General features: G+C 65.9%; 13 protein-coding genes and 1 other RNA gene. 8 read left to right on the top strand and 6 right to left on the bottom strand.

The window, feature by feature from the left end; translation table 11 throughout:
* Positions 1-171 precede the first annotated feature (171 nt).
* From ubiG to ssrA, 3 genes are all read left to right on the top strand, one after another.
* Positions 172-870: a bifunctional 2-polyprenyl-6-hydroxyphenol methylase/3-demethylubiquinol 3-O-methyltransferase UbiG gene (gene ubiG / locus ACREXZ_RS21240; protein WP_431766077.1), complete on the top strand. Its 699-nt coding sequence runs from the start codon at positions 172-174 to the stop codon at positions 868-870.
* Positions 871-909: 39 nt separating this feature from the next.
* Complete coding sequence (gene gph / locus ACREXZ_RS21245) at positions 910-1623, top strand: phosphoglycolate phosphatase (RefSeq protein ID WP_431766078.1); 714 nt, start codon at positions 910-912, stop codon at positions 1621-1623.
* Between the two features lie 91 nt (positions 1624-1714).
* Positions 1715-2073: a transfer-messenger RNA gene (ssrA, locus tag ACREXZ_RS21250) on the top strand.
* A 120-nt stretch (positions 2074-2193) separates the two neighbouring features.
* On the opposite strand, the gene ACREXZ_RS21255 is transcribed toward ssrA, so the two are convergent.
* Together ACREXZ_RS21255 and ACREXZ_RS21260 are read right to left on the bottom strand one after the other, a co-directional pair.
* Positions 2194-2457, bottom strand: a complete 264-nt coding sequence (locus ACREXZ_RS21255; protein WP_431766079.1) for a hypothetical protein — start codon at positions 2455-2457, stop codon at positions 2194-2196.
* Positions 2458-2577: 120 nt separating this feature from the next.
* Positions 2578-3657 carry a substrate-binding domain-containing protein gene (locus ACREXZ_RS21260; protein WP_431766080.1) on the bottom strand — a complete coding sequence of 360 codons (1080 nt, stop codon included), beginning with the start codon at positions 3655-3657 and terminating at the stop codon, positions 2578-2580.
* Positions 3658-3788: 131 nt separating this feature from the next.
* Here ACREXZ_RS21260 and ACREXZ_RS21265 point away from each other — a divergent pair, with 131 nt between their 5' ends.
* The 4 genes from ACREXZ_RS21265 to ACREXZ_RS21280 are packed head-to-tail and all read left to right on the top strand — an operon-like array spanning position 3789 to position 9070.
* Entirely contained in the window at positions 3789-4289 is a 501-nt protein-coding gene (locus ACREXZ_RS21265) for an NAD(P)H-dependent oxidoreductase subunit E (RefSeq protein ID WP_431766081.1), read from the top strand.
* Positions 4286-5851: a formate dehydrogenase beta subunit gene (locus tag ACREXZ_RS21270; RefSeq protein ID WP_431766082.1), complete on the top strand. Its 1566-nt coding sequence runs from the start codon at positions 4286-4288 to the stop codon at positions 5849-5851. Before ACREXZ_RS21265 ends, ACREXZ_RS21270 begins: the two co-directional genes overlap by 4 nt.
* 18 nt (positions 5852-5869) lie before the next feature.
* Positions 5870-8815, top strand: a complete 2946-nt coding sequence (gene fdhF, locus ACREXZ_RS21275; protein ID WP_431766083.1) for a formate dehydrogenase subunit alpha — start codon at positions 5870-5872, stop codon at positions 8813-8815.
* Positions 8816-8824: 9 nt separating this feature from the next.
* The gene (locus tag ACREXZ_RS21280; RefSeq protein WP_431766084.1) at positions 8825-9070 is read left to right on the top strand and encodes a formate dehydrogenase subunit delta; all 246 of its coding nucleotides are present in this window, start codon (positions 8825-8827) and stop codon (positions 9068-9070) included.
* 34 nt (positions 9071-9104) lie between these two features.
* Here the strand turns inward: ACREXZ_RS21280 and ACREXZ_RS21285 are convergent, their stop codons facing one another.
* The 3 genes from ACREXZ_RS21285 to ACREXZ_RS21295 all read right to left on the bottom strand — a co-directional run bounded on the left by ACREXZ_RS21285 (position 9105) and on the right by ACREXZ_RS21295 (position 12353).
* Entirely contained in the window at positions 9105-10895 is a 1791-nt protein-coding gene (locus ACREXZ_RS21285; RefSeq protein ID WP_431766085.1) for an FAD-dependent monooxygenase, read from the bottom strand.
* 82 nt (positions 10896-10977) lie between these two features.
* Positions 10978-12024, bottom strand: a complete 1047-nt coding sequence (locus ACREXZ_RS21290; protein ID WP_431766114.1) for a cation diffusion facilitator family transporter — start codon at positions 12022-12024, stop codon at positions 10978-10980.
* Between the two features lie 5 nt (positions 12025-12029).
* On the bottom strand, positions 12030-12353 hold the full coding sequence (locus tag ACREXZ_RS21295; RefSeq protein WP_431766086.1) for an ArsR/SmtB family transcription factor: 324 nt from the start codon (positions 12351-12353) through the stop codon (positions 12030-12032).
* Between the two features lie 173 nt (positions 12354-12526).
* Here ACREXZ_RS21295 and ACREXZ_RS21300 point away from each other — a divergent pair, with 173 nt between their 5' ends.
* Positions 12527-14383, top strand: coding sequence for a tetratricopeptide repeat protein (locus ACREXZ_RS21300; RefSeq protein ID WP_431766087.1), 1857 nt, complete (start codon positions 12527-12529; stop codon positions 14381-14383).
* Between the two features lie 116 nt (positions 14384-14499).
* On the opposite strand, the gene ACREXZ_RS21305 is transcribed toward ACREXZ_RS21300, so the two are convergent.
* Positions 14500-15807 (bottom strand): MFS transporter, encoded by a 1308-nt coding sequence (locus ACREXZ_RS21305; protein WP_431766088.1) that lies wholly within the window; start codon positions 15805-15807, stop codon positions 14500-14502.
* Positions 15808-16066 lie beyond the last annotated feature (259 nt).

The following is a 16066-nucleotide window of genomic DNA, read 5'->3' on the forward strand; positions in this document are numbered from 1 at the left end:
GCGCTCTCCGCTTTCTCCACGATCGCCCGCGTTAGCCGCGGTCGCGAGCATCGGGTATTCGTAGCCAGGCGCGCCGGAGTCGCGCGGCATTTTGCCGCCCTGATCGTCGGCCTATATACTCAGGGTTTATCCTCGACCGGCCGCTCAACCGCGCCGCACGCCGCCTCCGCCATGACCAATGCCGATCCCCACGAGTTGCAAAAATTCAGCGATCTCGCCCATCGCTGGTGGGACCCGAATGCCGAGTTCAAACCGCTGCACGAACTGAATCCCGTCCGGCTCAAATGGATCGACACGCATGCCGGTCTCGCCGGCAAGCGTGTGCTCGACATCGGATGCGGTGGCGGCATCCTGTCGGAGTCGATGGCCGGGCTGGGCGCGACCGTGAAGGGCATCGACCTGTCACCGCAGGCACTCGGCGTAGCGGACCTCCATAGCCTGGAGAGCGGCGTCACCGTCGAATACGAGGAGATTGCCGCCGAAGCGCTCGCCGCGCGTGAACCGGCCACGTACGACGTCGTCACCTGCATGGAAATGCTCGAGCACGTACCCGAGCCCGCCGCCGTGGTCGCCGCGTGCGCCACGCTCGTGAAACCGGGTGGCTGGGTGTTCTTCTCGACGCTCAACCGCAACGTCAAGTCGTACCTGTTCGCCGTGATCGGCGCCGAGTACATCGCGCAGATGCTGCCGAAGGGCACCCACGATTACGCGCGGTTCATCCGGCCGTCGGAGCTCGCCGGTTTCGTGCGCGCGGCAGCGTTGCAAACGCAGGACATCAAAGGCATCACCTACCGGCCGCTCAGCAAGCACTTCGCGCTATCCGACGACACCAGCGTGAACTACCTGCTCGCGTGCCGTCGCGAAGCCTGATCCAGGCCGACACAGGCCACCCCTCTTCTTTCTGATTCCATGAGCGATCCCACGCCCCTGCCACAACGCGAAGGCGACGATGCAACGATAGGCCTCTGCCAGGCTGTTCTGTTCGACCTGGACGGCACGCTCGCCGACACCGCCCCCGACCTCGCCGCCGCGGTCAACAAGATGCGCCATGAGCGTGGCCTGGAAATGGTGCCACTCGAAAACCTGCGGCCGCTCGCGTCGGCCGGTGCGCGCGGACTGATCGGCGGTGCGTTCGGCATTGGCCCGGACCATCATGATTTCGCCGACATGCGCGCGGAATTTCTCGCGAACTACGAAGCGGATCTCTGCATCGAGACCACGCTGTTCCCCGGTATCGATGCAGTGCTGGACGATCTCGACGCCCGCGGCGTGCGCTGGGGAATCGTCACGAACAAGGCGGCCCGGCTGACCGAACCGCTCGTCGCGCAGCTTGGCCTCGACACGCGTGCGGGCTGCGTGGTCAGCGGCGACACGACACCTCACGCGAAGCCCCACCCCGCACCGTTGCTGCACGCGGCACGCGAACTCGACATCAAGCCGGAGCGCATCGTCTACGTAGGTGACGATCTGCGCGACGTGCAGGCCGGCTTCGCCGCCGGCATGGTCACCGTGGCAGCTGCGTACGGTTACTGCGGCACCGACCTGCCACCGACGCGATGGCACGCGCAATACGTCGTCGATTCGACAGCGGAACTGCTGCGGCTGTTGCGCGAGATCGGCTAGTCACACGGGGCCAGCGCCCTTGCGGCGCAAGCCTTGCAACGACGCGGATTAGCCTCATCTCGGGTTCTATGGGATAATTCCCTTTCACATTGGGGCCGACCTGGTTTCGACGTGGGTAACGAAGCAACTCAGGGCATACCGAGGACCCGTCACCTCGTAAATCAATGGGACTTTAGTAACTGCGAACGACGAAACGTACGCACTGGCGGCTTAACCCCGCCAGCCTTGCACTAACTCACTGACGGGTTAGGGGTCGCAAGACCCGGCAAGGTCATTCACGTCAGTTAATCCCGGGTGGTGTCACGACGCCAGGGCCTAAAATCTAGTGACTCGCCGTAACGAAGCGTGTTCGTCCGCGTCGGCGCGGTTAAATCAAATGACTGAACTAAGTATGTAGAACTGGTTGTGGAGTACTTACGGACGCGGGTTCGATTCCCGCCGGCTCCACCAGACTCCCTGTAAAAAGCCCGCTCGGTGAGCGGGCTTTTTTTTATCCCAACGCGGCGCAAACGAGCGTCATCGAGGCCCGACGAACACGACGCCGCAAGCCCGAAGACCGTACGCGCCTGATTAATCCAGCGGACACTTCAGGTTGCATCCGTCCGGATCGCCGTCATCGCCCTTGCGACGAAGTTTCGACGGCGCGCCCTTCTGATACTTCTGCGACGGCGCCGAAGCCGCGAACGGCAGCTGCGGATGCTCCTTCAGACGAAACTCGTCCTGCAGAATACCGCCGGGCACACCCGGCGAGTTCTGCGCAAAAGCGATCGAAACGGTTGCGCCCAGGGCGCCAGCCGCGGCAGCGGCAATGCATGCGTGGAGAAGGAATTTCATCTGTAGTCGGAAGGGCGAAGTGCCGTGCAATCAAAGCGAAAGGTGAAGCGTAGAGAGTATCGCAAACGATCGCACGATGCAGCGCTCAGCGTGTTACGTCGCCTTACCTCGACATCGAATTCAGACGCCCTTGCCGCCCAGCCCCGTCTCCAGGTCGAGCACCTGCCCGCAATCGGTCGGGTCGTAGCCTTCCAGACGCGCGACGCTCTGCAGGTACGCGTCACTACGCAGCAGGCCGATGACCGTCGCGAGCGGCGCCCGTGCGAGCCGCGCCCGGTCGCAGGCGAAGTAATAATCTTCGTCGACGACCGGAATGAAATCGAGCCCGAAGTGATGCGCGGCGGGCTCGACGCCGAACCCAACGTCGGCCATCCCGCTCGCGACGAAAGCCGCGATCGCCGAGTGCGTCAGTTCCGCCGACGCGTAGCCGTTCACCCGATCGGGATCGATGCCAATTCGACGCAGCGCGAGATCGAGCAACAGACGCGTGCCCGAGCCCGGCTGCCGGTTGACGAAGCGGATGTCGTCGCGCGAAAGATCGCCGAGCCCCGCGATCCGCTTCGGGTTGCCTCTCGCGAGAAACAGCCCCTGCTTGCGTCGCGTCAGATGCACGAGCACGTGACGCTCCGGATCGAGCCAGCGCCGGTAGGTATCCGCACAGGTCTCGCGAAACTCACCGCGCGGCAGATGAAACCCGGCAAGATCGCACTCGCCCCGAGCCAGCGCCGTGACTGCTTCCGCACTGTCGCGATACTTGATGTCGACCGGCACGTCTCCCGCAACCAGCGCGGTCACCAGTGTCGCGACCGCGTACCCGTGCGACGCATGGATGCGCACGTCGTCGGCGGGTGGCGCGAGCCAGCGGTTCAGATCGCTCGCCACCTCGCTCGCGAGCGCCTGCATGTTGCCGGCGAGCCGCTCGCCGCACAGACGCTGCGAACGCAGCACCGCCTGCCCCAGTTCCGACAGCACCGAACCACGCCCCCGCTCCTTCGCGATCAGCGGGCCGCCTAGTCGCTCTTCGATGCTCCGCAGCAATCCCCACGCGTGACGGTAGGACAAACCCTTGAGTGTCGCGGCCTGCGCGATGCTCCCCGCCTCATCGACGAACGCGAGCAGCGGCACGACATCCGTCAGGCTGGCCTCGCGGCCCTCAGCATCGCGCACGACCAGTTGCGCCCGGCATTCAATCTTGATCATATATGTTGAGATGTTTCCTATTGCACAAGCCAGCGTCGCCGCCTATCGTTCGATATACCCACAGTAAATAGAAGAAGCATAGGTGCACGTATTATGAATCACAAGTGCATATTTGACTTCGGAGGAGCCACATGTTGGATGATTCCCATGCCCTCGCGCCCGAGACGCTCGTCGAGCGTCACGCACGGCCAGGCATGTCGCTGATCGCGATCCTGCACGCGATCCAGGACGACATCGGTTTCGTGCCGCCAGCCGCCGTCGGCCCGCTGGCCCGCACGATGAACCTGTCGCGTGCGGAAGTGCACGGCGTCATCACCTACTATCACCATTTCCGTACCGAGCCGGCCGCGACCGTCACGGTGCAGCTGTGTCGCGCCGAAGCGTGCCGCAGCATGGGTACCGAAGCGCTCGCGCAGCACATCGAAGCGCGCACGGGCTGCCGCTTCGAAACGCAGCACCCCGCGCACGGCGGCGCCGTCGGTCTCGAATCGGTGTATTGCCTCGGCCAGTGTGCGCTGTCGCCGGCGATGACGATCAACGGCGAACTGCACGCGAAGGTCACGCCGCAGAAATTCGACCGGCTCTTCGATGCCGCGGTCGCCGCGACCCAACACGTGGAGAAAACAGCATGACGCGCCTGTTTATTCCACGCGACTCATCGGCCCTCGCGCTCGGCGCCGACGCACTCGCCGCGTCGATCGAAGCCGAAGCCGCACGCCGCGGCATCGCGCTCGACATCGTCCGCAACGGTTCGCGCGGGCTGCTGTGGCTCGAACCGCTCGTCGAAGTCGAAACCCCGCAAGGCCGCGTCGGCTATGCGAACGTCGACGAAGCAGACGTCGCGTCGCTGTTCGACGCCGGCTTTATCGAAGGCGGCGCGCATGCGCGCCACGTCGGCCTCGTCGACGAGATTCCGTATCTGAAGAAGCAGCAGCGCCTGACGTTCGCGCGCATCGGCATCACCGATCCGCTGTCCACCGACGACTACGTCGCGCACGGCGGCCTCGAAGGCCTGAAAAACGCGCTCACGACAGACGGCGACGCCGCGTGCGCCGCGCTGATCGAATCCGGCCTGCGCGGTCGAGGCGGCGCCGCGTTCCCGGCCGGCATCAAGTGGCGCACGGTACGCGGCGCACAGGCCGATCAGAAGTACATCGTCTGCAACGCGGACGAAGGCGACTCGGGCACGTTCTCCGACCGCCTCGTGATGGAAAGCGATCCGTTCGTGCTGATCGAAGGCATGACGATCGCCGGCATCGTCACCGGCGCGACGGTCGGCCACATCTACGTGCGCAGCGAGTACCCGCATTCGATCGCGACGCTCGAAGCCGCGATCGACAATGCACGCGCGGCCGGCTGGCTCGGCGACAGCGTGCTCGGCTCCGCGCATCGCTTCGAACTGTTCGTCGCGAAAGGCGCCGGCGCCTACGTGTGCGGCGAAGAAACCGCGCTGCTCGAATCGCTCGAAGGCAAGCGCGGCATCGTCCGCGCGAAGCCGCCGCTGCCCGCACTCTCGGGGCTATACGGCAAGCCCACCGTGATCAACAACGTGATCACGCTCGCCACCGTACCGATCATCTTCGCTAAGGGCGCCGCGCACTACAAGGACTTCGGCATGGGCCGCTCGCGCGGCACGCTGCCGTTCCAGCTCGCGGGCAACGTGAAGCAGGGCGGCCTCGTCGAACTCGCGTTCGGCGTGACGCTGCGCGAGCTGCTCTACGAATACGGCGGCGGCACCGCGAGCGGCCGGCCCGCGCGCGCGGTGCAGGTCGGCGGTCCGCTCGGCACGTATCTGCCCGAAAGCCAGTGGGACATTCCGATGGATTACGAGGCGTATGCGGCAGTCGGCGCGGTGGTCGGCCACGGCGGCCTCGTCGTCCACGACGATACGTCGAATCTTGCGGAGCTTGCGCAGTACGCGATGCATTTCTGCACGCTCGAATCGTGCGGTAAATGCACGCCCTGCCGGATCGGCTCGACGCGCGGCGTCGAAGTGATCCAGCGCATCCGTAACGGCGATACGTCGACGCGGCAGGTGCAGCTGCTGCGCGACCTGTGCGACACGATGGTCGCCGGTTCGCTTTGCGCGATGGGCGGCATGACGCCGTTCCCGGTGCTGTCCGCACTCGATCATTTCCCCGAAGACTTCGGTCTCGATACAGTCCAGCCGACCGCCCGCCCGGCGGCGGCTTGAACAGGGAGCACACACACCATGTCCGACGCGCTCAATTCCACTGCCGGCGGCTGCGGCTCCGGCAATTGCAGTTGTAAATCGCAGGCGCAGCAACGCGGCGCCCGCTCGCCCTTCGACGACACCGACTACGGCACACCGACGCGCTACGCCGACGTCGACGTGACGCTCGAGATCGACGGCGAGGCCGTCACGGTGCCAGCCGGCACGTCGGTGATGCGTGCCGCGATCGAGGCGGGCGTCAACGTGCCGAAGCTCTGCGCGACCGACTCGCTCGAACCATTCGGCTCGTGCCGTCTGTGCCTCGTCGAGATCGAGGGCCGGCGCGGCTATCCGGCGTCGTGCACGACGCCGGTCGAAGCCGGTATGAAAGTGCGCACGCAGACCGACCGTCTGCAATCGCTGCGCCGTAACGTGATGGAGCTGTACATCTCCGATCACCCGCTCGACTGCCTCACGTGTCCCGCGAACGGCGACTGCGAACTGCAGGACATGGCCGGCGTGACGGGCCTGCGCGAAGTGCGCTACGGCTTCGACGGCGCGAATCACCTGAAGGACAAGAAAGACGAGTCGAATCCGTACTTCACGTACGACCCGTCCAAGTGCATCGTCTGCAATCGCTGCGTGCGCGCGTGCGAAGAAACGCAGGGCACATTCGCGCTGACCATCGCGGGCCGCGGTTTCGAGTCGCGTGTCGCCGCGAGCGAAAACCAGCCGTTCATGGATTCAGAGTGCGTGTCGTGCGGCGCGTGCGTCGCCGCGTGCCCGACCGCGACGCTGCAGGAAAAGAGCGTCGTGATGCTCGGCCAGGCCGAACATTCGGTCGTGACGACCTGCGCGTACTGCGGCGTCGGCTGCTCGTTCAAGGCGGAGATGAAGGGCAGCCAGGTCGTGCGGATGGTGCCGAACAAGAACGGCGATGCGAACGAAGGCCACGCGTGCGTGAAGGGCCGCTTCGCATGGGGCTATGCGACGCACAAGGACCGCATCACGAAGCCGATGATCCGCGCGAAGATCACCGATCCATGGCGCGAAGTCAGCTGGGAAGAAGCGCTCAGCTACGCCGCCTCCGAATTCCGCCGCATCCAGGACAAGCACGGTCGCGATTCGATCGGCGGGATCACGTCGTCGCGCTGCACGAACGAGGAAACCTACCTCGTGCAGAAACTCGTGCGCGCCGCGTTCGGCAATAACAACGTCGACACCTGCGCGCGCGTCTGCCATTCGCCGACCGGCTATGGCCTGAAGACGACGCTCGGCGAATCAGCCGGCACGCAGACGTTCCGCTCGGTCGAGAAGGCCGACGTGATCGTCGTGATCGGCGCGAATCCGACCGACGGCCATCCGGTGTTCGCGTCGCGGCTGAAGCGCCGTGTGCGTGAAGGCGCGCAGCTGATCGTCGTCGACCCGCGCCGCATCGACATCGTCGATACGCCGCACGTGAAGGCATCGCACCATCTGCAGTTGCGACCCGGCACGAACGTCGCGATCGTCACCGCACTTGCGCACGTGATCGTCACCGAGGGCCTGCTGAACGAAGCGTTCATCGCCGAACGCTGTGAAACCCGTGCATTCGACCACTGGCGCGCGTTCGTCGCGCTGCCGGAAAACTCCCCCGAGGCCACCGCGGACGTAACCGGCGTGCCGGCGGAACAGGTCCGCGAAGCCGCGCGCATCTACGCGACCGGCGGCAATGCCGCGATCTACTACGGCCTCGGCGTGACCGAACACGCGCAGGGTTCGACGACGGTGATGGGCATCGCAAATCTCGCGATGGCGACCGGCAACATCGGCCGCGAAGGCGTCGGCGTGAACCCGCTGCGCGGTCAGAACAACGTGCAGGGCTCGTGCGACATGGGCTCGTTCCCGCACGAGTTGCCGGGCTACCGCCACATCAGCGACACGATCACGCGCACGCTGTTCGAAGACGCATGGAACGTCACGCTGCAGCCCGAACCGGGCCTGCGCATTCCGAACATGTTCGACGCCGCGACGCATGGCACCTTCATGGGCCTGTACTGCCAGGGCGAAGACATCGTGCAGTCGGACCCGAACACGCACCATGTATCCGCTGCATTGTCGGCGATGGAATGCATCGTCGTGCAGGACATCTTCCTGAACGAAACGGCGAAGTACGCGCACGTGCTGCTGCCCGGCTCGACCTTCCTCGAAAAGGACGGTACGTTCACGAATGCGGAGCGCCGCATCTCGCGTGTGCGCAAGGTCATGCCGCCGCTCGCCGGCTATGCGGACTGGGAAGTGACGGTGCTGCTCTCCCGCGCGCTCGGCTACGAAATGGACTACGCGCACCCGGGCGAGATCATGGACGAGATCGCACGCCTCACGCCGACGTTCCACGGCGTCTCGTATGCGAGGCTTGATGAGCTCGGCAGCATTCAGTGGCCATGCAACGAGAACGCGCCCGGAGGCACGCCGACGATGCACATCGATCAGTTCGTGCGCGGCAAGGGCAAGTTCGTGATCACGAAGTTCATCGCATCGCCGGAAAAGGTCACGCGCAAGTATCCGCTGATCCTGACGACCGGCCGCATCCTCTCGCAGTACAACGTCGGCGCGCAGACGCGTCGTACCGAGAACTCGCAGTGGCACGACGAAGACCGGCTCGAGATCCATCCGCACGACGCGGAAGAACGCGGCATTCGCGACGACGACTGGGTCGGCATCGAATCGCGCGCGGGGCAAACCGTGCTGCGCGCGAAGATCACCGAGCGGATGCAGCCGGGCGTCGTCTATACGACGTTCCACTTCCCCGAGTCGGGCGCGAACGTGATCACCACCGACAGCTCCGACTGGGCGACCAACTGTCCGGAATACAAGGTCACCGCGGTGCAGGTCACGCCGGTCGAGCAGCCGTCCGAGTGGCAGAAGGAATACTCGCGCTTCAACTCGGAACAGCTCGATCTGCTGAGCAGGCGCGAGCTGACCAACGCAACCGCGGGCAAGTAAGGACCGGCGATGGACGAAAACAATCTGATCGACATGGCCAACCGGATCGGCGATTTCTTCGAGTCGATGCCCGATCGCGACGAAGCGCTCGCGGGTATCGCCGATCACATCCACCGCTTCTGGGAGCCGCGGATGCGACGCACGATCCTCGCGGCGCTCGACGGTCCGCCGACGGAGATCGAGATGACGCCGATCGTCCGCGAGGCGCTGCTGCGGCATCGCGAGGCACTGACGCCAGCCGCCACGACCGCCTGACGCGTCGGCGACAGGTCGGCGATAAACACCGACGCTACTCCGGCGCAGCGACAGTGGCAGCAGGCAAGCCGTCCTTCGTGAACCACGCTTCGCAATGGCGCGTGAGCGCGTGCAGGTCGGAAGACGGCCTGCCGCGCGCGCCGATATAACCGTCCGGGCGTACCAGATAGAACGACGGCCGTGTACGGCCGTACGCTTCGGCGAGCGACAGCGCCCCCTCCCCTTCGATGTCCGTCACGCGCCAGACCCGTACCGCATCCGGCAGCGCCTGCTCGACGGCCGCCGCGAGCCGGTCGAGATCGTCATACCGGGCACCATCGCCCAGCGCCGAGTCGGCGTCGCTATCCTCGTCGTTCGAGACGGCAGGCAAATCAGCGGCATTGGGCGCCACCAGCAGGAACAGCGAGAAGTACGCGGGATCATGCAGATCGAACACGCAACCGATACCGGGCGCACGCCCGAGCGGTCCGTCGATCACATGCACGAGCGCATCGGGCGCCCGTGCCCCCGCGCGCGGACCGCCGTCGAGCACGCGCTCGAGCGTGAGTGGCGAGCGCCGGTACTGCACCGACAATTCGCTGACCTGCCGACGCGCCGCGTCACGCAACGGTCCGAGTGCGGCGAGCGCAGGCATCACGCGTTCGCGCAGCAGCTTCAGCGGACCGTGATCGGCCTGCGCGATCTGGATGACGACACCCGTCTGGCGCAGAACGTCGCGTTCGATCGGGTGCCGCTCCGCGTGATACGTGTCGAGCAGCCGGTCCGGCGCGCCGCCCTTCAATACACGCGCGAGTTTCCAGCCAAGATTGAACGCCTCCTGAATACCTGTGTTCATCCCCTGCGCGCCGGCGGGACTGTGCACGTGAGCCGCATCGCCGACGAGAAACACGCGCCCGCTGCGCAGCTGTTCGACCATCCGGCTGTTCACATGAAAATACGCCGACCACCCGGGCGCCGACAGCTCGATCGGATGATGAACGCGCCGCGCAACGAGGTCGCGGCATTCATCGAGCGAAGGCTGCGCGGTCGCGGGCGGTGCGGTGCCGTCGGCATTCGGCGGAGCATTCGTTGCGGCATTCGTCGCGGCATTCGGCGAAGCATTCGTTGCGGCATTCGGCGGAGCGAGCGGCGGCGAGCGGTCGGCGATCAGCCGGTGCCGGCCGTTCCCCATCGGGAACAGCGCGACGACCCCTTCGCCCGACGCGAAGAGATGGAATTCGTCGTCAGGCCAGCCGGTGTCCGCGTGCACATCGGCGAGCAGGAACATCTGCTCGAAGGTCTTGCCGGCGAAGCCCATCCCGAGCGCATGGCGCACGGTGCTGTGCGCGCCGTCGGCGGCGATCAGGTACGACGGTCGCAGCGTTTCGATGTGGCCGTCCACGCGACGCAGCGTCGCACTCACGCCGTCGGCACCCTGCTCGAACGACGTCATCTCGACGCCGCGTTCGACGTCGACGCCGAGCGTCGCGAGGTGGGAAGCCATCAGCCGTTCGGTGATCGACTGGTCGAGAAACAGCAGGTACGGATAACGGGTTTGCAGCGGATCAAAATCGAGTTGCGCGAGCCGCTGCCCGTTCGAGTAGAGATTTGCGGCCCGCGCGCGATGCCCGAGATCGAGGAACGGTTCGACGAGCCGATGCTGTTCGAACAGTTCGAGCGTGCGGGCCTGAATGCCGATCGCGCGCGAATGCGGATTGGGTTGCGGCGCCTTGTCGATCAGACGCACGGGCACGTGCGCGCGGGCAAGGCTCAGCGCTGCGGCGAGACCGGTCGGTCCCGCGCCGACGACGAGCACCGGCGATGCATCGAGGGAAGCGGCAGTCATGCAGGCCTCCGCGGATGAACACGCCGACTAGTGTACGCCGCCGGATCGCCGCCGCCCGGTGCGGCGCATCAATGCAACGTGCTCAATGCGCGTGCGGCGCATGGTCGAGCGTGCAGCGGTGCGACGTGGTGCCGAGGTCGACCTGCAGCGTCGCGTGGTGCATCTCGAAGCGTTCGCGCAACGTACCGACCATCGCGTCGACGGCATCGTCGCCGGGATGGCCCGCGGGCATCACGAGGTGCGCGGTCAACGCGTTGCCGGTCGTCGACAGCGCCCACACGTGCAGGTCGTGCACGTCGATGACGCCCGGCTGTGCGGCGAGAAAATCGCGGATGCGCTGCATGTCGATGCCGGGCGGCACCGCGTCGAGCGCGAGCCGCAACGAATCGCGCAGCAATCCCCACGTGCCGTAGACGATCACCGCGACGACGACGATGCTCATCGCCGGATCGAGCCACGCCCAGCCGGTGAAGAGGATCACGAGACCGCTGACCGCGACCGCGGCGGAAATCACCGCGTCGGCGGCCATGTGCATGAACGCGCCGCGCACATTGAGATCCTTCTCCTGACCGCGCATGAAGAGCCACGCGGAGAAGCCGTTCACGACCATCCCGATCGTCGCAACGATGAACACATCGAGCCCCGCGACCGGCGCGGGCGCGAGCAACCGCCCGATCGCCTCCGCGACGATCACGCCGCACGCGAACAGCAGCAGCCCCGCGTTCGCGAGCGACGCGAGAATCGACGAGCCGCCGAACCCGAACGTATAGCGCGCGGACGGCCGGCGCGTCGTGAGCCACATTGCGCCCCACGCGAGCAGCAGGCCGAGCACGTCGGACAGGTTGTGCCCGGCATCGGCGAGCAGCGCGGTCGAATGCGCGAGCACGCCGTAGACGGCCTGCACGACGACGATCAGCAGGTTCAGCGTGACGGCGAGCGCAAACGCGCGACCCTGGCCCGCGACTGGGGCGTGGTGGTGATGATGACCGCTGTGGCTGTGCGTGTGGTCGTGGTCCGAGTGGTCGTGAGCATGCCCTTCAGCATGATCGTGGCCATCGTCATGCGCATGACCACCCATGGCCTCACGCGCATAGCCAGTTTCGTCGCTCGAAGCAGGCGGTTTTGTCATTTGAATCATTCGGAATCCTGGGGAAATTCGTTGGCCGGTTCGGCGACGTGCTCGAGCATGTCGGCGAGCATGCCGCTGATGTGGCGGTCGGCGGCGCAATAGAACACCTGCTTGCCCTGACGCTCTGCCCGTACGATCCGCGCCGCGCGCAGCAGCCGTAGATGATGGCTCACGAGCGACGGCGACAACCCGAGCAGATCCGCGATCGCGCCGACCGCGCGCCGCTCGTCGACGCAGACCAGCACGATGCGCAGCCGCGTCGGGTCGCCAAGCAGGCGGAACAGATCGGCAATGGGAACGACGCGGTCGTCGACGAAGGCAGGCAGCATCGGAATCTGGGAGTCTTGGCATCGGCCCGTTTCGGCCGGACCACATCGGAAAATACATATGAACAAGTATTCATATGTTAGTCGATAGCGACCAGGACGGTCAAATCGCCGGAGCCCCACGGCGAGTGTGGGAAAATGCGGCCTTCGTATTACCCGATCCGCCCGCCTCCGTCATGGAACCTGCTTTCGACCGCGCTTTCGCGGCACACCGCGACGGCCGCCTCGACGACGCCGAACGCGGCTACCGCGCGACGCTCGACGTCGACCCCGTGCACGTCGATGCGCTGCATCTGCTGGGTGTGCTGCGTCACCAGCAGGGACAGCACGCGGAAGCGGCCGACCTCGTGCGCCGCGCCGCCGACCTGCGTCCCGACGACGCCGCGTTGCAACTGAATCTCGGCAACGCGCTGAAGGCGATGGGTCAGCTCGACGGCGCGATCGAACGGTTTCGCAACGCGCTCACGCTCGCGCCGACGTTTCCGATGGCGCACTACAACCTCGGCAATGCGTACGCAACGGTGGGTCGTCACGCGGACGCCGCCGATGCGTTTCGTCGCGCGCTGCATCTGCAGCCCGCCGACCCGTCGATCCACAACAATCTCGGCAACGCGCTGCATGCGCTCGGCGAACATCGCGACGCGGTCGTGTCGTTTCGCCGCGCGCTCGAACTGCGGCCCGGTCACGCGGGCGCACACAACAACCTCGGCATGGCGCTCAACGCGCTGGACCGCCCCGACGAAGCGATCGCCGAATTCCGCGCGGCGCTCGCCGAGGAGCCGCGCTTCGTCGCCGCGCATTTCAATCTCGGCAACACGCTCGACGTGGTGGGCCAGCACGACGAAGCCGTCGCCGCGTTCGAAACCGCGCTCGCGCTGCAGCCGAACCTGCCGCCCGCGCTGTTCGGTCTCGGCAACGCGCTCGCCGCAGTGGGCCGGCACGCCCACGCGTTGCCGCTTCTGGAACGGGCGGTCGGGCTCGACCCGACGTTCGCGCTCGCGTGGCTCAATCTCGGCAGCGTGTATCACGCGCTCGGCACCTACGAGGCCGCGTTGCGTGCATTCGATCAGGCGTTGCGGCTGCGTCCCGATCTCGCGCCTGCACACATGAATCGCGCGCTCGTGCGGCTCACGCTCGGCGATTTCGCGCGCGGCCTGCCCGAGTACGAATGGCGTTTCGAGGTGACGACGCCGTCTGCATCGGATGCACCCATGGCGCTACCGCGCTGGCGCGGCGAACCCATCGATACGCGCACCGTGCGACTCTACGCGGAACAGGGTTTCGGTGACACGCTGCAGTTCATCCGCTACATGCCCGAGGTCGCGAAGCGCGCAGCGCGCGTGATCCTCGAAGTGCAGCCCGCGTTGATACCGCTCGTCGAATCCGTCGCGCGCGCGTCGCGTGTGCATCTCGTCGCGCGTGGCGATGCCTGTCCGAAAGCGGATCTGCAGTGCGCGCTGCCGAGCCTGCCGCTCGCGCTTGGCGCGACCGTCGACACGATCCCCAGCCGCACACCCTACCTCGAGGTGCCTCCCGCCTATCGGCGCAAGTGGCGCGGATCGCTCGGCGGCCACGCGAAGCGCAAGATCGGGATCGTGTGGTCGGGCAGCCTGCAGCGTCAGGAGAACCGGGCGTTGCCGCTCGCGGCGCTCGATCCGCTGTTCGCGCTGGAAGGTATCGACTGGATCGTGCTGCAGCCCGAACTCACCGCCGACGATGCCGCCGCGCTCGATGCGCATCCGCGCGCGGCGTCGATTCATCGCTTCGGCTCGCGCATCGGCGACTTCGCCGACACCGCGGCGATCGTCGAGCGGCTCGAAGCAGTCGTGTCAATCGATACGTCGGCCGCACACCTCGCCGGCGCGCTCGGCCGGCCGCTGTGGTTGATGCTGCCGTTCGCCGCCGACTGGCGCTGGTTCACCCGTGACGCGCGCAGCCCGTGGTATCCGTCCGCGCGGCTCGTGCGACAGTCGCGGCCGGGGCAATGGGACGATGTGGTCGCGACGGTGGCGCAGGCGCTGCGTGACGTGTGACGCGTGACGTAAGAGACCCGCATCCCACGCCGCAAACAAAAAACCCCACGCACGAAGCAGTGGGGTTCTTTCGTCGGCGGAAGCCCGCAGGCTCCCGATACTACGATCCGTGCAGATCACGCAGCCCGATACTGGTTGCGCGCCTCGGGCGTGCGATACAGCACCATCGTCGCGATCAGACCGCACACCGCCGCGACCGTCATCCACAGACCCGGCGCAGCCTTGTTGCCGGTCTGGTGAATCAGCAGCGTCGAGATCGCGGGCGTGAAGCCGCCGATCGTCGTTGCGAGGCTGTAGGCGAGCGAGAAGCCCGCGGTGCGCACGTCGACCGGCATCACTTCGGTCAGCGCGACGATCATCCCGCCGTTATAGCAGCCGTACAGGAACGACAGCCACAGCTCGACCATCAGCAGCCGGACGAACGACGGATCCACGACGAGCCACTGCACCGCCGGGTACGCCGTGAGGATCGTCAGAATGGTGAACGTGAGCAGCACCGGCCGGCGGCCGATGCGATCCGACAGCGCACCTGAGAGCGGCAGCCAGATCAGATTCGACAGGCCGACGCAGACCGTGACGACCAGCGTGTCGAGCGACGACAGCTTCAGCACTGTCCTGCCGAACGTCGGCGTGTACGCAGTGATCAGGTAGAACGACACCGTGGTCATGATCACCATGCCCATCCCGCCCAGCACGACACCCCAGTTCTGCAACATCGACTTCATGATCTCGCCCATCGACGGGCGGTGCTTCTTCGCGAGGAACTCGTCGGTTTCCTTCAGCGAACGGCGGATCAGGAACAGGAACGGCACGATCAGGCAGCCGATCAGGAACGGCACACGCCATCCCCATGCGGTCATCTGGTCGGCGGGCAACAGCTTGTTCAGCACGACGCCGATCAGCGCCGCGAACACGACGGCCACCTGCTGGCTACCCGACTGCCACGAGCAGTAGAAGCCCTTGTGGCCCTTCGTCGCGATCTCCGACAGATACACCGACACACCGCCCAGCTCGACGCCCGCGGAGAAGCCTTGCAGCAGACGCCCCAGCAGCACGAGCACCGGCGCGAGAACGCCGATCGTCGCGTAGCCGGGTATCGCGGCAACCGTCAGCGTGCCGAGCGCCATCAAACCAAGCGTGAGAATCAGGCCCTTGCGTCGGCCGTGATGATCGATGTACGCGCCGAGCACGATCGCGCCAAGCGGACGCATCAGGAACCCGGCACCGAACACGGACAACGACAGCATCAGCGACGCGAATTCGCTGCCGCCCGGGAAGTAGGTCTTGGCGATCGCGGACGCGTAGTAGCCGTAGACCATGAAATCGTACATTTCCAGGAAGTTGCCGCTGACGACGCGGAACACTGTCCGGGCTTTCGATTCGCTGGTGGAGGACGCGTGAGACGCGTGGGACGCAGTAGACATGACACTCTCGGGTGAACCCGTTGCCGGCGGACAGCGCCGAATCGGGCAGTTGACGACGATCCACTGCATCGGCGAGTGGATCGCCCGTGGCGCTGGTATCACGCGCCGGGGGCGCTGCATTCTGACGCTGCACCCGTCGCTTCGATATCAGGGTAAACATGGAGATGCGTGGGGCGCGTCTGTCTGCCGGAATATTACCGGGGTTGCAGTCCGCCTGCGCTGCGGTTCGCTGCAATTCACCGTTCCGCGGCGCATGTGG

Origin of the sequence: Paraburkholderia sp. (assembly GCF_050742655.1) — a bacterium.
Taxonomy (GTDB): Bacteria; Pseudomonadota; Gammaproteobacteria; order Burkholderiales; family Burkholderiaceae; genus Paraburkholderia.